Origin of the sequence: Microtetraspora malaysiensis (assembly GCF_050947145.1) — a bacterium.
In the GTDB taxonomy this organism is placed as follows: Bacteria; Actinomycetota; Actinomycetes; order Streptosporangiales; family Streptosporangiaceae; genus Microtetraspora_A; species Microtetraspora_A malaysiensis.
The window spans coordinates 2,095,456-2,114,491 of the sequence record NZ_CP191998.1 but is presented as its reverse complement, the minus strand read 5'-3'; the positions used below and the strand labels follow the sequence as shown (position 1 = coordinate 2,114,491).

The 19,036-nt window shown below is 71.9% G+C and carries 20 protein-coding genes; 16 read left to right on the top strand and 4 right to left on the bottom strand.

From position 1 onward, the window contains the following. Positions 1–100 precede the first annotated feature (100 nt). Positions 101–1,900 carry a substrate-binding and VWA domain-containing protein gene (locus ACQP1V_RS10315; protein ID WP_433421373.1) on the top strand — a complete coding sequence of 600 codons (1,800 nt, stop codon included), beginning with the start codon at positions 101–103 and terminating at the stop codon, positions 1,898–1,900. A 200-nt stretch (positions 1,901–2,100) separates the two neighbouring features. On the opposite strand, the gene ACQP1V_RS10310 is transcribed toward ACQP1V_RS10315, so the two are convergent. After that, the gene (locus ACQP1V_RS10310; protein ID WP_433421370.1) at positions 2,101–2,442 is read right to left on the bottom strand and encodes a YciI family protein; all 342 of its coding nucleotides are present in this window, start codon (positions 2,440–2,442) and stop codon (positions 2,101–2,103) included. 73 nt (positions 2,443–2,515) lie between these two features. Then, entirely contained in the window at positions 2,516–3,022 is a 507-nt protein-coding gene (locus tag ACQP1V_RS10305; RefSeq protein ID WP_387413168.1) for a MarR family winged helix-turn-helix transcriptional regulator, read from the bottom strand. A gap of 68 nt (positions 3,023–3,090) precedes the next feature. On the opposite strand from ACQP1V_RS10305, the gene ACQP1V_RS10300 reads away from it, so the two are divergent. The 10 genes from ACQP1V_RS10300 to ACQP1V_RS10255 all read left to right on the top strand — a co-directional run bounded on the left by ACQP1V_RS10300 (position 3,091) and on the right by ACQP1V_RS10255 (position 11,269). Then, positions 3,091–3,870 carry an SDR family NAD(P)-dependent oxidoreductase gene (locus ACQP1V_RS10300; RefSeq protein WP_433421367.1) on the top strand — a complete coding sequence of 260 codons (780 nt, stop codon included), beginning with the start codon at positions 3,091–3,093 and terminating at the stop codon, positions 3,868–3,870. Continuing rightward, on the top strand, positions 3,867–4,607 hold the full coding sequence (locus ACQP1V_RS10295; protein WP_433421365.1) for a hypothetical protein: 741 nt from the start codon (positions 3,867–3,869) through the stop codon (positions 4,605–4,607). The genes ACQP1V_RS10300 and ACQP1V_RS10295 overlap by 4 nt, the downstream gene beginning before the upstream one ends. Continuing rightward, positions 4,604–5,428, top strand: a complete 825-nt coding sequence (locus tag ACQP1V_RS10290; protein ID WP_433421363.1) for an SGNH/GDSL hydrolase family protein — start codon at positions 4,604–4,606, stop codon at positions 5,426–5,428. Before ACQP1V_RS10295 ends, ACQP1V_RS10290 begins: the two co-directional genes overlap by 4 nt. Next, a complete protein-coding gene (locus tag ACQP1V_RS10285) occupies positions 5,425–6,063 on the top strand; it encodes an NAD(P)-dependent oxidoreductase (RefSeq protein ID WP_433421361.1) in 639 nt (212 codons plus the stop codon). Before ACQP1V_RS10290 ends, ACQP1V_RS10285 begins: the two co-directional genes overlap by 4 nt. Before the next feature lie 259 nt (positions 6,064–6,322). Next, entirely contained in the window at positions 6,323–7,342 is a 1,020-nt protein-coding gene (locus ACQP1V_RS10280; RefSeq protein WP_433421358.1) for an RNA polymerase sigma factor, read from the top strand. 260 nt (positions 7,343–7,602) lie between these two features. Next, positions 7,603–7,968 carry a hypothetical protein gene (locus ACQP1V_RS10275; protein WP_067135918.1) on the top strand — a complete coding sequence of 122 codons (366 nt, stop codon included), beginning with the start codon at positions 7,603–7,605 and terminating at the stop codon, positions 7,966–7,968. 48 nt (positions 7,969–8,016) lie between these two features. Further along, positions 8,017–8,838 carry a glycosyltransferase family 2 protein gene (locus ACQP1V_RS10270; protein ID WP_387413154.1) on the top strand — a complete coding sequence of 274 codons (822 nt, stop codon included), beginning with the start codon at positions 8,017–8,019 and terminating at the stop codon, positions 8,836–8,838. Then, on the top strand, positions 8,835–9,794 hold the full coding sequence (locus ACQP1V_RS10265; RefSeq protein WP_433421354.1) for a glycosyltransferase family 2 protein: 960 nt from the start codon (positions 8,835–8,837) through the stop codon (positions 9,792–9,794). Before ACQP1V_RS10270 ends, ACQP1V_RS10265 begins: the two co-directional genes overlap by 4 nt. Further along, entirely contained in the window at positions 9,791–10,591 is an 801-nt protein-coding gene (locus ACQP1V_RS10260; protein WP_387413150.1) for a polysaccharide deacetylase family protein, read from the top strand. The genes ACQP1V_RS10265 and ACQP1V_RS10260 overlap by 4 nt, the downstream gene beginning before the upstream one ends. Before the next feature lie 135 nt (positions 10,592–10,726). Further along, positions 10,727–11,269: a hypothetical protein gene (locus ACQP1V_RS10255; protein WP_174550742.1), complete on the top strand. Its 543-nt coding sequence runs from the start codon at positions 10,727–10,729 to the stop codon at positions 11,267–11,269. Positions 11,270–11,296: 27 nt separating this feature from the next. Here the strand turns inward: ACQP1V_RS10255 and ACQP1V_RS10250 are convergent, their stop codons facing one another. Continuing rightward, the gene (locus tag ACQP1V_RS10250) at positions 11,297–12,847 is read right to left on the bottom strand and encodes a PLP-dependent aminotransferase family protein (protein ID WP_433421349.1); all 1,551 of its coding nucleotides are present in this window, start codon (positions 12,845–12,847) and stop codon (positions 11,297–11,299) included. Positions 12,848–12,882: 35 nt separating this feature from the next. On the opposite strand from ACQP1V_RS10250, the gene ACQP1V_RS10245 reads away from it, so the two are divergent. The 5 genes from ACQP1V_RS10245 to orn all read left to right on the top strand — a co-directional run bounded on the left by ACQP1V_RS10245 (position 12,883) and on the right by orn (position 18,370). Continuing rightward, positions 12,883–13,521, top strand: a complete 639-nt coding sequence (locus ACQP1V_RS10245) for a pyridoxamine 5'-phosphate oxidase family protein (RefSeq protein WP_387413145.1) — start codon at positions 12,883–12,885, stop codon at positions 13,519–13,521. A gap of 90 nt (positions 13,522–13,611) precedes the next feature. Next, positions 13,612–15,189 carry a protein kinase domain-containing protein gene (locus ACQP1V_RS10240; RefSeq protein WP_433421345.1) on the top strand — a complete coding sequence of 526 codons (1,578 nt, stop codon included), beginning with the start codon at positions 13,612–13,614 and terminating at the stop codon, positions 15,187–15,189. Further along, complete coding sequence (locus ACQP1V_RS10235) at positions 15,190–16,542, top strand: hypothetical protein (protein ID WP_433421341.1); 1,353 nt, start codon at positions 15,190–15,192, stop codon at positions 16,540–16,542. A gap of 156 nt (positions 16,543–16,698) precedes the next feature. Beyond that, positions 16,699–17,751, top strand: coding sequence for a DUF2510 domain-containing protein (locus tag ACQP1V_RS10230; protein WP_433421338.1), 1,053 nt, complete (start codon positions 16,699–16,701; stop codon positions 17,749–17,751). A 22-nt stretch (positions 17,752–17,773) separates the two neighbouring features. Then, positions 17,774–18,370 carry an oligoribonuclease gene (orn, locus tag ACQP1V_RS10225; protein WP_433421335.1) on the top strand — a complete coding sequence of 199 codons (597 nt, stop codon included), beginning with the start codon at positions 17,774–17,776 and terminating at the stop codon, positions 18,368–18,370. A 7-nt stretch (positions 18,371–18,377) separates the two neighbouring features. Here the strand turns inward: orn and ACQP1V_RS10220 are convergent, their stop codons facing one another. Next, positions 18,378–18,974 carry a peroxiredoxin-like family protein gene (locus ACQP1V_RS10220; protein WP_433421332.1) on the bottom strand — a complete coding sequence of 199 codons (597 nt, stop codon included), beginning with the start codon at positions 18,972–18,974 and terminating at the stop codon, positions 18,378–18,380. Positions 18,975–19,036: the final 62 nt, after the last annotated feature.

Below are 19,036 nucleotides of genomic sequence, written 5' to 3'. Positions count from 1 at the left end.
CTAGCGTGATCATCCGAGCAAAATGAGTGTTTTGCCCCCTTACTACTTCCCAGTAGTGTTCCGTAAGCACTACCCGGATCTTCGGTGAAAAGAGGACACCGTGGGCGGACGCCACCGCACAGAGGAGACCGACGGCGAGCACGATCCGTACGTGCCGCGCCGCCGTCGCGGATCGAGGCCGCCGAGCCGAGGACGAGTACTCGCGCCCCTGGCCGGAGCGGTCGCGGTCGCCGTGCTGTGCGGAGTCGCCGCGTACGTCGTGGTGAACAAGGGCCGGGGCTGCGACGGCGCCCCGATCGGGCTCTCGGTGGTGGCGTCGCCCGACATCGAGCCGGCCGTCGCCAAGGTGGCGCAGAAGTTCGGCCAGTCCGGGCGTACGGCGGGCGGCAAGTGCGTGACCGTCTCGGTGAAGGCGGTCCAGTCGGCCACGGTGGCCAACGCGATGTCCGGCAGCGGCCCGACCTCGGGCAAGGTCGATCCGGACCTGTGGGTGCCCGACTCCAGCCTGTGGCTGACGCGCTCCGGCCTGGCCGGGTCGGGCCTGAAGGCGTCGGGCAGCGCGGCCCGGTCGCCGGTCGTGCTCACCGCGTCCAAGACGGGGGCGGAGAAGCTCCAGGCGGCGTTCAGCCCGGCGAGCTGGACCGGCCTGCTGAACGCGGCGAACGCCGCCAACCCCGACGGCCTGGCCCGGAAGGTGCGGGTGCTCGCGCTCGACCCGGCGCAGAACTCCGCGGGTCTCGGCGCACTGCTCGCCGGGTCGGCGGTGCTGAAGGCGGGGGGCGGCGGCGAGGAGTTGCTCGTGGGCGTGCTGCGGCAGCTTTCCGAGTCGACCGTGTCCTCGCCGGACAGCCTGTTCGCCACGCTGACCAAGGCCGCCGCGCGCATCCCGGTCGGCGTCGCCTCCGAGCAGTCGGTGTGGGCGTTCAACACCACGTCGCACCCGTCGAACCCGGCGGTCGCCCTCTATCCCGAAGAGGGCACGGTCAGCCTCGACTACCCCATCGTCATCACCGCGAAGGACGCGGCCGTACGCGAGGCGGCCGAGGCGTTCCAGACCGAGCTGACCTCGGCGGCGGGCCGGCAGATCGTGCAGGACCACGGTTTCCGCACGCCACAGGGCAAGGCCGGCGGCGCGCTCAGCCCGGAGAACGGCGTCAAGGCCGACAAGCCGGCCGAACTGGCGCTCCCCGACGGCGCGGCGGTCGCCAAGCTGACCCAGGCGTGGCACCAGATCAAGCTGGGCACCCGGATCCTCGCGCTGATCGACGTCTCCGGGACCATGGGCGAGCCCGCCGACAGCACGGGTGTGAGCCGCATGCGCGCCATCGGCAACGTCGCCGTCGAGGGGCTCAAGCTGTTCCCGGACAAGAGCGAGGTGGGCACCTGGATCTTCTCCGACAACCTGCGCGGACAGGGGGTGGACTGGAAGGAGATCGTGCCGCTGGGCCCGCTGGCGCAGCGGATCGACGGCGTGACCCGGCGCGACCGGATCGCCCAGGAGATGCGGAACGTGCAGGCGATCCCCACCGGCAACACCGGGCTGAACGACTCGCTGTGGGCCGCCTACCGGAAGATGACCGACGAGTACCAGGCGGACAAGGTCAACACGATCATCCTCTTCACCGACGGTGTCGGGAACGACGACCCCAACGGCGGGCTCTCCAACAAGGAGATCCTGGCCAAGCTGAAGAGCGCCTACGACCCCAAGCGGCCGGTCGGCATCCTGATCATCTCGTTCAACACGGAGAAGGGCGTGGACCGGGCGCAGATGAGCGCGATCGCCAAGGCCACGGGAGGCGCGGCGTACTTCCCGCAGACCGTGCTGGAGATCCGCGAGATCTTCCTGAAGGGGATCGCCCGGCGGCTGTGCGCGCCCAGCTGCGGCTCCGCGCAGCGCTAGCCAGTTCTCCTGATGTTGGCCGGCCCGGCGCCTGTTACTCGGCCGACGGCGGGGATAGCTCGGTGTCGGTCCATCCGGACTCCAGCACCACGTTGACACCGCCGGCGCCATCATCGGCCAGCACCTTGGCTGACCGCGTCCGCACCGCCCGCGTGTGAGAAGGCGGGGCATGCGGACGGCGCGGGGGTGGCCGTACGCCGTCAGGTGAGCGGGTCGTACTGGAACGCCCGAACCTCCTGCGAGCAGCGGCAGGCGGCCGCGATCTTCTTCGCCCACTCCAGCGCCGCCTCGCGGGAGGGCAGGTCCAGGATGGTGTACCCACCGTTCAACTGCGTGGTCTGCGGATAGGTGCCGTCCGTCACCGTGCCGTCACCGGCCACGAGGACGGGGTCGACGTCTTCGTCTATCCCGCCGCCGAAGACGTAGACGCCGGCATCCTTGGCCTCCTGGATGACCGCGTGGGAGTCGCGTACCACGTCAGGAAAATCCTCGTCCGAGATCACCATGGCGGCGCTGGGGAAGGAGATGAGAAAGTGCGTCACCTCTCGATCCTGCCGTGCGCCGGTGACATCGTCGAGGTGTTCCTCGATCAGCGCTTCCCGGCCTTGCGTGTGGTCACCACGGTGCTTTCCGGAATCCGGGATGGACGCCGGCAGTGAGCCCTTGCTGGGCGGCGATGGCTTCGAGCAGACCGGTGAGCTGCGCCCGCTGGTCGTCGTCGAGCGCGGCGCAGATCTCGTCCTCGTGCGCGGTGGCCAGCTCACGCATCTTGCTCATCACGAGTGCGCCGTCCTCGGTGAGGTGCAGCGCGTAGTTACGCCGGTCCTGCGGGTTCCGCCGTCGTTCGACCAGCCCTTTGCGCTCCAGGCCGTCGACCAGTGAGACGACCCGGCTCGGCACGACTCCCAGCTCCTCGGCCAGGGACTGCTGGCTGCGCCCCGGCCGGCTGGCGATCATGCGCAGGAGTCCGACATCGGAGGGGAGCACCCCCAGACCGCTGATGCGTTCGGCGAACCGTGTCGCGGCCTGAGCACCCACCTGAGAGAGCAGGAACGCCGCTCCCCTCGGCCGGGAGCGCCGCGCCGGTCCGTCGTCGTGGCCGGTCTGCTGTTCCGTGGACATGCAAGCGATGGTAGTGGCAGAGAATCGTTCTGTGCTATGAATAGTTCACTGCACAGAACGGAGTGGACATGATCAGCGATATGAGCGGCCCGGCGCACCCCGGCCTGGCCGGCAAGGTGGCGCTGGTGACCGGCGGCTCACGGGGCATCGGAGCGGCGACCTGCCATGCCCTGGCGGCGAACGGAGTCAGGGTCGCGGTGAACGGCCGTGACCGGGCGGCGATCGACGCGGTCGTCGAGAAGATCACGGCAGACGGCGGTACGGCGGTGGCGGCGCCCGGTGATGTCACCGATGAGGCCGTGGTGCGGGACATGCGCGACACGATCGAGCGCGCGCTGGGACCGGTGGAGATCCTCGCGGCGTTCGCCGGCGGCCAGGGCGCCCCCGCGCCCACCGCCCAGCTCGGGTCCGACCGCTGGCGTGCCATCGTCGAGTCCGACCTGACGTCGGTTTTCATAACGGTGGCCGCGTTCCTGCCCACCATGATCGAGCGGGGTGGCGGGAGCATCATCACCATGGCGTCCACGGCAGGCCGCCAGCCGAGCGGCGCGAACGCCGCGTACGCCGCTGCGAAAGCGGGCGTGGTGATGTTCACCAAGCATTTGGCGAACGAGGTCGGCGGGCACGGCGTCCGGGTCAACTGCCTGGCCCCGTCCGCCGTGCTCAACGAACGCATGCAGCGGTTCATGTCCGCGGAGCAACTCGAGGAGCTGGCCTCGGCCTACCCGCTCGGCCGCATCGGGCAGCCCGGCGACATCGCCCAGGCCGTGCTGTACCTCGCCTCGGACGCCTCGTCCTGGGTCACCGGGGTCACGCTCGACCTGACCGGTGGGCGGGTGATCGTGTGACAACCGTCGAGCGCACCCGGCGGCAGACCGACGGCGGGCCGCCGCTGGGGATCCTCGCCGTGGTCTTCACGGCACTGTTCCTCGGCGGGATCGTCGTCAGCACGGCGATGGCGGGCGGTGCCACCTTCCCGTCGCCTTTCGGCTCGGCGGCCGAGATCCTGGCGTACTTCCAGGATCACCAGGACGCCGTACACGTGAGCGCGTTCCTGCAGTTCGGCGCCGCGGTTCCGTTGGCGATCTACACTGCCACCGCCTCCGCCCGCCTGCGCAACCTCGGCATCCGGGCACCTGGCGCCACCATCGCCCTGGCCGGCGGCCTGCTGGCCGCCGCCATGCTGGCCCTGTCCGCGATGTTCAGCTGGACACTCTCACGCCCGGAGGTGCTCACCGAGCCCGCGGTGGTTCGGGCCCTGCAAGATCTCGCCTTCGCCTCCGGCGGCGCCGGGCACGTCGTCTTCCTGGGGCTGCTCGTGGTGGGCATCGCCGTACCGGGGCTGCTGGCCGGTCTGCTGCCGCGAGCGATGGCGTTCGCCGGCCTGGCCATCGCCGTCGTCGCCGAACTGTCCCACCTGGCGCTGCTGGTCCCCGACACGGCGATCCTGCTGCCCGTGGCCCGGTTCACCGCCCTGGCCTGGCTCATCGCCACCGGATTCCTGCTGCCCCGCACCAGAACCAACAGAGCCGGCGCCCGCCTGAACCGAACGACAGCGTCGATGGCTGAAGAAGGAGCCGCATGAACACCGCACTGACCGAACGACTCATCCGGTTCCAGCACCCTGAGAAGGCCCTGGGATATCTCGGCGGGCTCGACGACGACCGCATCGCCGCGCTGTACGGACTTGACGCGGGCTCCTACCGACGGGTGCGCCAGGAGCACGCCGAGCAGGCACGTCGCGCCGCGACGGAGTTGCTCGACGATCCCGAGTTCGCCGAGAAAGTGGACCGGTTGCCGTTCGCACCTGAGCAGCGCGTCGTGGCCGTCGGTGAGAGCACCACCGACGACCTGCTGTCATGGTTCGAGATCCTGCGCCACGTCATCGACCTCCGGCGCCCCGCCGACGGCATCACCCTGACGAACACGGCGGTCTCCGGACACACGACCACCCAAGCTCTCACCTTGTTGCCCGGGTTGTCCTTCCACCGCCCGGACTGGGTGCTGTGCATGCTCGGCGGCAACGACGCCCAGCGCCTCGGGTCGGTCGACGGACCGACCCTGGTCAGCGTCGCCGAGACCGAACGCAACCTCCGGGCCCTGCGCGATCTCGCCGCCAAGCGCACCGCGGCGCGATGGGTGTGGATCACTCCGTCCCCGGTGGACGAGGCACGCCTCGCGGCCTATCAGCCGTTCCAGCGAGCCGGGCTCACCTGGACCAATCGCGATGTCGACGCCATCAGGCAGATCGTGAACGCGCAACCGGACCTCACGGTCGACAGCCACCCTGCCCTCGCCCGGCAGACGGGAGAGGAGTTCCTCCTTGACGACGGGATCCACCTCTCCCTCGCCGGCCAGCAGGCTCTGACCGCCGCCGTGGTCGACGCTCTTTCGGACAAGTCGTGAAACTCCTCATCTTCGGCCCCACCGGCGGCAGCGGTGCCCAACTCCTGACCCAGGCGCTCGACGCCGGTCATGACGTCACCGTCGTCGCCCGCGATCCGGGCCGGATCCCGGCGGCGGGCCACGCCCGGCTGGCCCTCATCACCGGAGACGTCCTGGAGCCCCGGACCTGGGAAGCCGCGGTCGGTGGTCACGAGGCCGTCCTGTCCTGCCTGGGCAGCAGGGATCGCAAGCACCCCACCACGGTCTACTCCCAGGGCGCGGCCAACATCATCGATGCCATGAGCCAGGCGGGGGTGCGACGCCTCATGTGCCTGTCCTCGGCGGGCCTCGAAATCCCTCCCGAGACTCCGTTGCCCCAGAAGCTCGTCACCAGATTTCTCATCCAGCGTCTCTACCGCCACGGCTACACCGACATGGCCGCCATGGAGCGCGTCGTGGCGGCGAGCGCCGTCGACTGGACGGTCATCCGCCCGCCGATGCTCACCGACGGGCCACTCACCGGGCGCTACCGGGCCGCGGTGGGCCGCCACCTGGCGAACCCGAGGAGGATCTCGCGTGCGGATCTCGCCCACTACATGCTGAGCCACGTCGAGGATCACGACACCTGGCAGAGAACGGTCGAAATCTCGTCGTGAGCCGGACGGCCGTACGACGGAGGGTCCTCGATCCCTTCCGTTCCGCTGCCTCGATCCCGGTGAACGTGTGCGGAGCGCACCGGCCAGGTCGGGGTTTCCGGCCTGCCGCAATAACCCGAATTGCGGGATTTTGTGGTGGATTTCGGGGTGAATACCGGTTGAGTATGACTTTTCAGGGAGTAAACGGCGGCCGCTGAGGCGGCGTCCTCCTCGTGGGGCCCGACAAGTTCTGGTTTCCACTCTGGGGGAGGAATGTCCGTTGCCCGCATGGCCATACGTCAACCGCGCCGACGACCGACGGTCGCTGGAGGCGCTGCGACAAGGTGACGGGGAAGCGATCGCCGGGCTCTACGACGCGTACGCCGACCGGCCGGCCGACTACGCCCATTCCCTGCTCGACGACCAGGACCGGGCGGCGGACGCGGTGCGACGCGCGTTCGCGGCGGCGCGGGCGGGCGGCCGGCGGCCGACCGACCCGGGCCGCCTGCGCGGCTGGCTGTACGCGCTCGTCCGGCTCCAGTGCGCGAGCCGCGACCGGGGCAGGGCGGCCCCTGTCGCGGTGCTCGACGACCCCGCGGATCCCCGGACGGCGGCGCTGGTGCGTGACGCGCTCGCCGAGCTCGGGCCGGGCGACCGCGAGATCCTCCACCTGTCCGTACGGCACGGCCTCACGCCCGCCGAGACGGGGTCGGTGCTGAGGCTGACCTCACGGCAGGCGGCGGTGCGGCTCGCCCGGGCCAGGGACCGCATGGAGAACGCGGCGGCGGCGGTCGTGCTGCCGGAGAGGGGGCGGGCGTACTGCCCCGACCTGTCCGCGCTGGTCGAGTCCGCTCCGGCCGGTTCCCCGGGGACGCTGCTGCGCAGATGCCTCGCGTACGCCGACGGCCGCCCGTCCCCCGGCGACGTCGTCTGCGCGCGGCCGCCGCGCGGCCGCCTCCCCCCGGCGGGCTCCCCTGCTGTCGGTGAGCTGCCCCGGCGGGCTCGGCGACCCGGCCGCCCGAGCGGGCAGGGCGCGATCACTCTGTACGCGCGTGACGCCGCGATCGCCTGGACCGCGACCGTCCCCGAGGGGGTCGTGCTCCGTCCCGGCCAGGGCAGGCTCCGGGCGGGGGCGTCCGGCCGGATCACGCTGACGGTGGCGGACCAGGCGTCGGCCGGGAGCGCGCTGGTCACCTTCCACTCCGCCAGTGGGAACCCGTACTGCCGAGTCTCCTGGCAGGGCGCCTCGCCGAGCCCGGCCGCGGAGGAGATCGTGGGGACCGGCGAGGGGACCGAGTGATCACCGATAATTTGCAAGCCTGTGAAAAATTTGGGAAAGGGGAGGAATGTGGGGAAATTGGGAAAGATCATCGAAGTGAATGTCACTATTCCATGAACATCTTTCGACATTTGGGATAAGATCCTTCTTTCCGGTGCGGCCTGGTAAACCGGGGGCTGAGGCAATGCGTCGCCATAGACGGGTGCCTGTTGTGATTGGTCCCATAAGTGGGTCCACCAACCGCGTCACAGTGGCCTCTACCTGCCGGGAGACCAGGAGACATGGGTAGAAACCGGAGTATCCCCGTCGTCGTACTCGGGGTGGCGTGCGCCGTCGGCGCGGTGCTCGCGCTCGCCGACATCAGGACACCGGTCCGGATGCTCCTCACCCCGCTGTTCCTTTTCCTGGTCCCCGGAGCCGCGGTCGCCGGACTGTTGCGCGACCGCGACCCGCTCTCGGCGCTGACGGTGGGCGCGGCCGCGAGCCTGGCCGTCAACGTCGTACTCGCGGAAGCCATGCTGCTCTTCGACGCCTGGTCGCCCCGGGCCGGGGTGGCGACCGTCGGGGTGCTGAGCTTCTTCCTGCTGGTCATCCGGCTGCTGTACCGAGGCCGGGCGCCGGGCGAAGGGGAGGCCGGCACGAAGTGAAAAGGGGTCCCCGCTCTTGACCGACCGCCCGGAAGGACATCCAGTCAGATGAGTCCCGAGCACAGCGCCACTTCCCCGTTCGCCGCCGTGCGTCCGCTGCCGGCCGGTCGCCGCCTGACCCCTCTGGGCCCCCACCTGGCCATCGCGCCCACGGTGAGCGTGGTCGTCCCCGCGATGAACGAGGCCGAGAACCTCCCGCACGTCTTCGCCACGCTGCCCTCCTGGATCCACGAGGTCGTGCTCGTCGACGGCCACTCGGCCGACGACACCGTCGCCGTCGCGCGCCGGCTGCGGCCGGGGCTGCGCGTCGTCCACCAGCGCGGGCGGGGCAAGGGAGACGCGCTGGCCGAGGGCTTCGCGGCCTGCACGGGCGAGATCATCGTCATGATCGACGCGGACGGCTCGACCGACGGCCGCGAGATCGTCCACTTCGTCAGCGCGCTGGTGAGCGGCGCCGACTTCGCCAAAGGCTCGCGGTACATCCCGGGAGGCGGGAGCGACGACCTCACGTTCACCCGCAGGCTGGGCAACACGCTGCTGCGGACGCTGGTCAACCGCGTCTACGGCACCCGCTACACCGACCTGTGCTACGGCTACAACGCGTTCTGGGCCCGCCACCTGCCGGTGCTCGACCTGGACTGCGCGGGGTTCGAGGTCGAGACACTGATGAACATCCGCGCGGCGCGGGCCGGGCTGCGGGTCCACGAGGTGCCGAGCCACGAGCGGTGCCGCCTGCACGGCGAGAGCAACCTGAACGCGTTCCGGGACGGCCTGCGCGTCCTGCGCACGATCCTGCGGGAGCGGCGGCGGCCGGCCGTACAGCGGCCCGCTCCGGCGCACGCCCCGGCGGCCGACCAGGGGGCGGCGTGACACCGCCTCCCGCGCCGGTGCGGACGTCGGTCGTCATCTGCGCCTACACCGAGGACCGCTGGGACGACATCCGGGCGGCGGTCGAGTCGGTCCGCCGCCAGCGCCGCCCCGCGTACGAGCTGATCCTGGTGGTGGACCACAACCCCGACCTGCATCTGCGGCTCAAGCGGGAGTACCCCGACGCGGTCGTGGTGGAGAACGCCCACGAGCGGGGGCTGTCCGGCGGCCGGAACACCGGGACGGAGGTCGCCGGGGGCGACGTCGTGGCGTTCCTCGACGACGACGCGGCGGCCGATCCGGACTGGCTGGAGGCGTTCGAAACGGGGTTCGCCGATCCGGCGGTGGCCGGGGTCGGGGGGCTGACCCGGCCCCTGTGGACGGCGGGCGGGCGTCCCCGCTGGTTTCCCGAGGAGTTCGACTGGACGGTCGGCTGCACCTATCGCGGGATGCCGGTCGAGCGGGCCCCGATCCGTAACGTGATGGGCGGCAACGCCGCGTTCCGCCGCGACGTCGTCAGCGAGGTCGGCGGCTTCAGCACGGCCATCGGGCGCAGCGTCCAGGGGCGCAGGAGCCGGCCGCTCGGCTGCGAGGAGACCGAGTTCTGCATCCGGCTGTCGCAGCGGCGGCCGGGGGCGGTGCTGCTGTTCGAGCCGGGCGCGGCCATCGGGCACAAGGTGTCCCCCGAGCGGGCGCGGTTCGGCTACTTCCGGGCCCGCTGCTACGCGGAGGGCCTGTCCAAGGCGCTCGTCACGAGCAGCGTGGGCGCGGGCGACGGGCTCTCCAGCGAACGCGGCTACACCTTCAGGACGCTGCCGCTCGGGGTGCTGCGCGGCCTCGGCGACGCGGTGCGCGGCGACCTCGCCGGCCTCGGCCGCGCGGGCGCCATCGTGATCGGGCTGGCCTGGACGACCTGGGGCTACCTGGTCGGCGGCGCGCGCATCCGGAGCCGCTCGTGACGCGGGTCCCGATCCTGATGTACCACTCGGTGACGGACCGGCCCACGCCGGAGACCCGGCCGCTGGCCGTGCGGCCGGGCGACTTCGCCGACCAGCTCGGCTACCTGCGGGAGACCGGCTTCACCCCGCTCACCGTGGCCGATCTGGTGGCGTCGCTGCACGGCACCGGCCCGGAGCTGCCCGACCGCCCCGTGGTGATCACGTTCGACGACGGGTACGCCGACTTCCACGAGGAGGCGCTTCCCGTGCTCGACCGGACGGGCTTCCCGGCCACGCTCTTCCTGACCAGCGGCTGGGTGGCCGACGCCGGCGCCGACGCCGCGGGCCGGCCGCTGGACCGTACGCTCTCGTGGGGCCAGGCCCGCGAGGCGGCCGAGCACGGCGTGGAGATCGCCGGGCACAGCCACAGCCACCCCCAGCTCGACCAGATCGGCGACCACGAGCTGCGCCAGGAACTCCGCCGTAACAAAGGGGTGATCGAGGACCGCCTCGGCCGCCCGGTGACCACCATGGCCTATCCGTACGGCTATTCGAGCGCGCGGGTGCGCCGTGAGGTGCGCCGGGCGGGGTACTGGGCGGCCTGCGCGGTGGGCAACGCCGTCGCGGCCGACCGGCACGACGAGCTGGCCATCCCCCGGCTGACCGTGAGCAGGGGCACCACGATGGCGCGGTTCACGCTCGCCGTGGAGGACCGCGGCGTTCCTCTCATCTACCTCAAGGAGCGCACCCTGACCAAGGGATACGCGGTCCTCCGGCGTACCCGGTATGGCCTGCGCAAGATTGCCACTCGCCAGTAACAATCACGGCCCACGAGGTGTCAGCTCCGGCGCATAAGGGGAGAAAACAGGGCGATCGAGGATTGAGGGGGCACAGTGGCCCACGCATGGATGCCCGGCGCCAGCCGAATTCCCGCTCCCGAGGACTCCGGACCCATGATCGGCGGAGTTCCGAGGGCCGTCTGGTTCATCTGGCCGACCGACCCTCTCGCGGTCTCGGCCAAGTCCGCCGCCCAACGCATGATCCAGCTCGGGTGTCCCGCCCACCTGATCTGGAATCCCGTGACCGGCGAGATCGCCCAGTCGCTTCCCCCCACGCGCGCGGCCCGCGGACTGCCGGGCGATCGGGGACGTGAGGGACGGGTGTGCGTGCAGATCCGCGTGCTCGGCTCGGTGGAGCATCCCTTCACCGACGGGAAGCTGGACGGTCTGGACGACATCCTGACCTGGCTGGACGCCTGGCGGGTGCCCCGCCGCTGGCCGGCCGGGCCTCCGCTGCCCTCGCCGCACTCGCTGGCGGCCGAACGCAGCCGCCGCCTCTGGGCGCGCGGCGGCCACTTCGGCCACTCGCAGGTGCCGGGGACGGTGGAGGGCGACCCGGGCGGGATCGACGTGAACCGCATCACCGGCGAGAGCGTGCCGCCGTTCGCGCTGCCCCGCCCTCGGGAGGAGTTCCGCGTGCTCGAACGGGTCATCTGAGCGGGCCGGGAGCTCCCGCTTAGCCGCTCACCGGGATCGAGGGAGCGGAGCGGAAGGGAGCGAGGACCGGAGCGTTGGCCCAGCGAAGCGGGCTTCGCGAGGACCGGAGGCTTCCTTCTGGCGAAGCGACCGACTCTGCCGAGGTTCGTGGTCACAGCACTGACGATCTCGGATCAGCTCCCGGATGACGGCGCAGCCGCGCCGGACACCCGCGAGCGACGCGGAGCCGTACCCCAGGACGAGGCCGTGGACCCGGACCGGCCCATGGTGGTGCCGGGCGGTGGTGTCGAGCAGCACGCCGCGCTGCCGCGCCTCCTCCACCAGCGGGCCGACCGCGTCCTCGGGCAGCTCGACGAGGACGTGCAGGCCGGCGGTGTCGCCCTTCACCAGCGGTCCGAGCGTCTCGACGACCGCCGCCCGCCGGCGCGCGTACTCCAGGCGCATCCGGCGCAGGTGCCGGTCCAGGTCGCCGCGCCGCAGCAGGGTCGTGACCGCGCGCTGCACCGGGCCGGAGGTGCGGTCGCCGAGCAGCGTCCTGTGTTCGGCGACCCGCGCCAGCGACTCCGGCGCGGCCACCAGCCAGCCGAGCCCCACGTCGGGGCTGAGCGACTTCGACAGGGTGCCGAGCAGCACGACCCGCGCGGGGTCGAGCCCGTACAGCGCGGGCAGCGGCGCGACGTCGTAGCGGAACTCCGCGTCGTAGTCGTCCTCCACGATGACGGCGCCGGTGCGGCGGGCCCAGGCGAGGAGCCGTTCGCGCCGGGCCATGGGCAGCCGGCCGCCGAGCGGGAACTGGTGGGCCGGAGTGGTGTACAGCACGTCCAGGTCATCCGGCAGCTCGTCCACGATCACGCCCTGGTCGTCCACGGGGCACGGCACGATCTCGGCGCCGCGCGCCCGCAGGACGTTCCTGGCCACGCGGTAGCCGGGCTCCTCCACCCCCGCGCGGACGCCGGGCCGGAGGAGGGACGCGGCGAAGAGGTCGAGTCCGTGCCCGGTGCCACGGGTGACCAGCACGTTCTCCGGCCCGGCGGGTACGGCACGCGCCCGGCGGAGGTGATCGGCGAGCAGCGCGCGCAGGTCGGGGTGCCCACGGGGATCCGGGGTGTGGTCGGGTGGCGCGTCCCCGGCGTGGCGCCAGGCCCGGCGCCACGCGGCGACGTCGTACCCGAGCACCCAGGGCCGCCCCGGGCGCAGGTCCACCAGATCCGGCCCGGCGGGTTCGAACGGGTCCGTCGGATCCCACGGGATCCTCGGCTCCAGCGGCCTCACCAAATCCGGAAATGTTGTGACGTCGGCGACGTAGGTGCCGGAGCCGCGCCTGCCGTCGAGCCAGCCCTCGGCGTAGAGCTGCTGGTAGGCGTCGGTCACGACCGTACGGCTGACGCCGAGCAGCGCGGCCAGCGCGCGGCTGGACGGCAGCCGCTCGCCCGCCCGCAACGCTCCGTCCCGCATGGCGTCCCGGAGCTGGTCGGTCACCTGCGCGGCGAGCGCGACGGGCGAGAGCCGGTCCACGACCAGCGGGAGGTCGACGTTGGCCCGCAAAGTGGTTCCCCATTCATCACCGGAAGTGGCCATATGCAGCGGTCCACTCGGCTCCTAACGTAACGGACATGCTTTCCACAACACCCCGGACCGTGCTCAAGCGCGGCAAGGACCGGGCCCGCACCGACCACGCCGACCTGTACGCCGTGCTGGACGCCGGGCTCATCTGCCACCTGGGCGTCCTGGTGGACGGGGCGCCGAGAGTGATCCCCACCGGGTACGGCCGGATCGGCGAGACGCTGTACCTCCACGGCTCCACCGGGGCCGCCTCGCTGCGCGCCGCGTCGGACGCACCGGTCTGCGTGACCGTCACCCACCTGGACGGCGTCGTCCTGGCGCGGTCAGCGTTCCACCACTCGGTGAACTATCGCTCGGCGATGGTCTACGGACTGGCCCGGGAGGTCGTGGACGACGACGAGCGGCTCGACGGCCTGCGCGCGATCACCGAGCGGCTCGCCCCCGGCCAGTGGGACGCGGTCCGGCCGCCGAGCAGAAAGGAGCTCGCCGCCACCGCCGTGCTCGCCCTCTCCCTGGAGGAGGCGTCCGTCAAGGTACGGCAGGGCCCGCCGAAGGACGACGAGGAGGACTACGCCCTGCCGATCTGGGCGGGGGTGCTGCCGCTGCGGAGCGTCTGGGGCGCGCCGGAGCCCGACCCGAGGCTGACCTCCGGAATCCCGGTCCCGGAGCACGTTCTCCGCAGGTCATGACCGGTTTGTGACTAAGTTTCACGACTTTTCGTCTTAATGGGTGATCCATCACTAAGCTACGGTCTCGTCATGCGCCGATGAGGAGACCTGATGTACGGGCAGACGGGCGCCTGGAGTGCCCCCGGTTATACCGAGATTCGAGAGCTGGGCACGGGGGGCGGCGGCCGGGTCGTGCTCGCCAAGCACGACGCCGACGGCATACAGGTGGCGATCAAGTACCTGTCCGACGCGCTGCGCTCCGATCTCAACTTCGTCGGCCGATTCCGCCAGGAGGCCCACCTCCTCGCGCTCATGGAGCCCAGCCCGCACGCGGCGCGGTTCTACGAGTACATCGAGGCGCCGCACGGCGCCGCCATCGTGATGGAACTGGTCGACGGCGTCTCGTTACGCACGATCCTCCGCTCGGAGGGGCCGACCGGCCCGGAAGCCGCGCTCACCGTGCTGAAGGGCTCGCTGCTCGGGCTCGCCGCGGCGCACGCCGTCGGGGTGGTCCACCGTGACTACAAGCCGGAGAACGTGCTGGTCACGGCCGACGGCATGAGCAAACTGGTCGACTTCGGCATCGCCGCGCGGGCCGGCGAGGGGGTCAACGCGGCCGGCACCCCGCCGTACATGGCGCCGGAGCAGTGGTCAGGCAGCCCGGCGAGCCGGGCCACCGACGTGTACGCCGCGACCGTGGTCTTCTTCGAGTGCCTCACCGGCACCCGGCCGTTCCGGGCGCAGAGCCTGCCCGCGCTCGCCCGCCAGCACCAGTCCACGCCCCCGCCGGTCGAGGAGGTGCCGGAGGCCCTGCAGGGGCTCATGGAGCGCGGCATGGCCAAGAACCCGGCCGACCGGCCCGCGTCGGTCGAGGCGTTCCTGCGCGAGCTGGAGACCATCGCCGCCGAGGCGTACGGGCCCACCTGGGAGGAGCGCGGACGGCGGCGCCTGGCCGCCCTCGCCGGCCTGCTGCTCCCCTTCTTCCCGCTGGCCGAGGAGAAGCCCGAGGCCGCCACGGCGCTCGCCGAGACGCACCTCGCCAACAACCGGTTCACCAAGGTCAGCATCAGGATCGGCCTGGTCGCGGTCGCGGTGGCGCTGGTCGCGGGCGGCACGGCCGCGCTCGTCGGGTCGTTCGGCGACGCCAAGCTGCAGGCCCACACGACGGTCGACTCCCCGAGCAGCACGCCCCTGGACCTCGGCATCGACGAAGAGGAAGAGGAACCGGTCGAGGTGACGACCGCGCCCGAGCCGTCGCCGTCGCCGTCGAGGACGCCCACACCCTCTCCCACGCCCAGCGTCCAGCCGACGGTCAGGTCCTCCCCGTCGGCGGTCCCGTCCGCGAAGCCGTCGCCGAGCAGGAGGCCGACGCCCTCGCGGACGCCCACCCGCCCGCGTCCCCGGCCGAGCCAGTCGAGCCCGGAGCCGGACGACACGGTGAACATCCCCGACCTCCCGGGCTGGGGGTCCACGCCGACCCGGCCGCAGAACACCCCCACGACCTCCTCGCCCACGTCCAAGCCGACGGACCCAGGTCCCACGGAGACGCCGCAGGAGACGCCCCGGCTCACCTCCGCGCCCATGCCCAGCGCCTCAATGGGGGCGTTCGCCCTGGGCCTGGTGACGACCGGCCTCGTTCCCGCCACACTGGCCGTGAAGAGGATGACGGGGCGGCACCGGAGGCGATAGATGGATGACGGCGGTTCCGTCGCGGGGCATCGGCTGACCGGACGCGCCCGGTCCGGCGAGATCGGCACCTGGCGCGAGGCGGTCTCCCCCGCCGGAACCCCGTCGGGCGTGCTGCGGTTCGACCCCGCCCTGGTGGCCACGCCCGCGGCCCGCGAGCGGCTGGTCGCCGCCGTGACCGCCGACCGCCACCTCGCCCGGAGCGCCGGGCTGCTCCCGGTCGCCGACCTCGTCACCGCGCGCGGCGACATCTGGCTCATCACGGACGGCGCGCCCGTTCCCACGCTCGCCGACCTGCTCGCCGAGGTGTATCGCGGGGGCGTCCCCTCCCCCGGCTCCGGCGCGGTGGCGGCGATCCTGGCCGACACCGCGCGGACCCTGCTCGACCTGCACGCGGCCGGGCTCACCCACGGCGCGCCGCATCCCGGCACGATCGTGATCACGGGGGACGGCACGGCCCTGCTCGCGGAACGCGGCCTCCTGCAGGCGCTGCGCGGGGAGCCCGCGTCGCCGGAGCGGGACGTCACGGCCTGGATCGAGCTCGCCAGGGGGCTCGCCACGAGCTGGGCGGACGACGGCTCGGCCGTCCTGTTCGAGCGCGCGGCGGCGGCCGCCGCGGCCCACGGGCTCGCCGCCGCCCGCGACGTCCTCCTCGCCGCGGGCGACCCGCTCCCCCAGAGCCACACGACCAGGGAGCCGCTGGCCCGCACGCGCCATCTGTGGTCCTCGGCCGCTCCGGAACCCGCCCCTGCGGCGGACGAGATCGGTGCCGCCGTCACCCTGCTGGGGATCCCCGGTCCGGCCGCCGCGGACGACGTCGTCATGCGCTTCGGTCCCGGCGTGCCCGCGGACACGGCGGCGGCGCAGATCTGGCGTTCCGGGACGACCACGGAGCTCGCCGACGACGTGGGCCGGGACGCCGGGCCGTCCCGGCGTCCCGGCCGACGGCGGGGCCGGCGGGGCGCGTGGGCGGGATCGGCGCTCCTCGCCGCGCTCCTCGCGGTGGTCATCCTGTGGCTGCGCTTCCAGCCGGCCGCGGGCGTGGTGGTCGAGAAGGTGGACGTGCGCGGCCCCAAGAAGGCGATCGCCTGCGACGGCATGGCCGCGCTCGTCGGCACGGTGACCACCAACGGCGGCGCGGGCACCATCCGGTACGTCTGGGTGCGCAGCGACGGCGTGCGGATGCCGGAGCGCGAGCAGAACGTGTTCTCGGGGAGCACGTCGGTCGAGCTCCCGTTGCGCTGGGAGGTGACGGGGTCCGGCCGTTTCAAGGGCGTGGCCACGTTGCGCGTCCTGTCGCCGACCGCCTCGGGACAGCCGCTCCAGGACAAGGCGTCCTTCTCCTACCGGTGCTGAAACACGGTGGTGAAACCGGCCGGGCGCTGAAACGCCGCGCCGCCGAGGCGGCCCGCGATTTGACCGCGCTTTCCCACGAACGCACAGCAACATCAGAGATAGCCGACGTTTTCCGGCAATCTCATGAACAGATGTGGGATTGCTAATGTGGCCCGCATGACGACGACGCCCGCCGGCTGGTACCCGGACCCGTACGGCTCCCCTCTGTTGCGGTGGTGGGACGGGTCCCAGTGGACCGACGCGACGCATCCCAGGGAGCAGCCGGGCGGCGCCCAGCCGGAGGCCGAGCAGACCGTTCCCGGCGGCGCGCAGGGCGGCTCCGACGGCGGGTTCCCGGCCCAGGGCGGTTCCGAAGGCGGGTTCCCGACCCAGGGCGGCGGCCCGCAGTGGGGCTCGGCGTCCCAGACGGCCCAGCTCCCCCTCCCCGGCTTCGGGACACCGCCGCCGAAGCAGTCATCGCCGTGGCCGTGGCTGCTGGGCGGGCTTACGGTCGTCGTCGTGCTCGCCCTGGTGTCCGCCGCCGGGGTGTTCTTCTTCCGGGTCCAGAGCAGCGACGTGGTCGCCCGGCCCGGCACGGAGACGACGGCGCCCCAGCTCGACCACACCGTCCCTCCCCAGGAGACGGAGCCGCCCCAGCGGCAGCTCACCGAGCTGCCGCAGCCGTCGGGCGGCCGGATCTCCGACCCCGTCACCGGGCTGTCGTACGCGTTCCCGGGCGATCCTTGGGTGGTGCCGAAGGCGGCGGACATCAACAACCCGAACAACCAGCAGATGCCGCAGTGGTCGAGCGGCTACCAGGCCCTCTCGCAGCAGAACTTCGACGGCAAGAACGGCGACTGGGTCGCCTCGGTCTTCGCCGCTCCGCTGCCCGCGGTCTTCCCGTACAGCGGCCCGCAGGACCTGCGCAACCTCACCAGCGCGGCGCTGGTCGCGTACGAGCCGGCCTTCTACTCGCCCCCGCACGCGCGCAGGATCGTGAGCAACAAGGCGATCAAGGTGGGCGGCCGCGACGCCTGGCTGACCGAGTTCGAGATGGACTTCACCGCGGAGTCCCGGCGCAACGGCTGGAAGTTCAAGACGGAGAAGGGCGCGTTCGTCCTGGTGGACGCGGGTGCGGGGCAGCAGCCGGCCATGCTCTACATCTCGGTGCCCGACAATCTCGACCAGTCGGTGCTCCAGCAGGTGGTGGACTCTCTCCAAGTAAGTTGAACGCCCTACTACTCTGGGTCTCATGACTGACCTGCTGGTCTGGATCGACTGTGAGATGACCGGGCTCGACCTCGGCCGTGACGCGCTCGTCGAGGTGGCCTGTGTCGTCACCGACGGCGAGCTGAACCAGCTTGACAAGGGCGTGGACGTCCTCATCAAACCCCCACCCGAGGCCCTGGCCCAGATGTCCGAGGTGGTGCGCGAGATGCACACCACCTCGGGTCTGCTGAACGCCCTTCCCACCGGGGTGACGCTGGCGGAGGCGGAGACCCTCGTCCTGGAGTACATCCGGTCCCACATCCGCGAGCCCAACAAGGCCCCGCTGTGCGGCAACTCGATCGCCACGGACCGTTCGTTCATCGCCAGGGACATGCCGCTGGTGGACGACTACCTGCACTACCGCATGATCGACGTCTCCTCGATCAAGGAACTGGCCCGCCGGTGGTACCCGCGGACCTACTTCGCCTCCCCCGAGAAGCAGGGCGGCCACCGCGCGCTGGCGGACATCACCGAGAGCATCCGTGAGCTCCGCTACTACCGCGCGGCCGTCTTCGTGCCGCCGCCGGGCCCCGACACGGCCACGGCACGCGAGATCGCCGAGGCGGTCTCCGCCGGCTGACCGGCGCTCAGATCCTGGCCGGGTCCTCGCGCTCCGCACGAGCGAGCGCGAGGATCTCGTCCACCGGCCACTGATCGTAGGCATGGTCGCCGTACTTCACCGCGACCACGCGGCCGTCAGCCGCGATCAGGAAATCGGCCGGCAGCCCGAGGCGCCCGCCCTCCGGAACGAATGACGGCGACGGCCGCCGCCCGCGCAGGACGGGACCGAGATCGCGAAGCACTCCGTACACCACCCGGCCCCAGACGCGCGGGTCGAGCAGGGCGCGGGGCGCGGACTCGACGCCGAACTCGCGGTACAGCCGCTTGTCCGGGTCGGCGACGACCTCGAACGGCAGCTCCGCAGTGTGCGGCCGCAGCGCCTCCGCCGACGAGTGGAAGACCACCACCTCGCGCACGCCCGCGGCCGCGATCTCGTCGTGCCGCGCCGCCACCGACCGCAGGTGCAGGTTGCAGACGGGACAGCCGGCGAACCGCCGGAACTGAAGGTGGATCAGCCGGTCGGCGTCCGGGATCGGGATCGTCTCCCCGGAGACGGCGGCGAACCGCCGCCGCGTGATCGTCGCGCCTGCCCTGATCCGCCCGGAACCCCCGTTTCGCGCCAACGCCTTCTCCTCTCCATAGGCGTAGCTTGTACGCTTACGACGTTATGAGCGTATGTTGTACG

Excerpts from the sequence above, each read along its gene's own strand:
- ACQP1V_RS10230 (WP_433421338.1), top strand. The coding sequence starts at position 16,699 with ATGACGACGACGCCCGCCGGCTGGTACCCGGACCCGTACGGCTCCCCT.
- ACQP1V_RS10300 (WP_433421367.1), top strand. The coding sequence starts at position 3,091 with ATGATCAGCGATATGAGCGGCCCGGCGCACCCCGGCCTGGCCGGCAAG.
- ACQP1V_RS10290 (WP_433421363.1), top strand. The coding sequence starts at position 4,604 with ATGAACACCGCACTGACCGAACGACTCATCCGGTTCCAGCACCCTGAG.
- ACQP1V_RS10235 (WP_433421341.1), top strand. The coding sequence starts at position 15,190 with ATGGATGACGGCGGTTCCGTCGCGGGGCATCGGCTGACCGGACGCGCC.
- ACQP1V_RS10250 (WP_433421349.1), bottom strand. The coding sequence starts at position 12,847 with ATGGCCACTTCCGGTGATGAATGGGGAACCACTTTGCGGGCCAACGTC.
- ACQP1V_RS10270 (WP_387413154.1), top strand. The coding sequence starts at position 8,017 with ATGAGTCCCGAGCACAGCGCCACTTCCCCGTTCGCCGCCGTGCGTCCG.
- ACQP1V_RS10305 (WP_387413168.1), bottom strand. The coding sequence starts at position 3,022 with ATGTCCACGGAACAGCAGACCGGCCACGACGACGGACCGGCGCGGCGC.
- orn (WP_433421335.1), top strand. The coding sequence starts at position 17,774 with ATGACTGACCTGCTGGTCTGGATCGACTGTGAGATGACCGGGCTCGAC.
- ACQP1V_RS10245 (WP_387413145.1), top strand. The coding sequence starts at position 12,883 with ATGCTTTCCACAACACCCCGGACCGTGCTCAAGCGCGGCAAGGACCGG.
- ACQP1V_RS10255 (WP_174550742.1), top strand. The coding sequence starts at position 10,727 with ATGATCGGCGGAGTTCCGAGGGCCGTCTGGTTCATCTGGCCGACCGAC.
- ACQP1V_RS10275 (WP_067135918.1), top strand. The coding sequence starts at position 7,603 with ATGGGTAGAAACCGGAGTATCCCCGTCGTCGTACTCGGGGTGGCGTGC.
- ACQP1V_RS10240 (WP_433421345.1), top strand. The coding sequence starts at position 13,612 with ATGTACGGGCAGACGGGCGCCTGGAGTGCCCCCGGTTATACCGAGATT.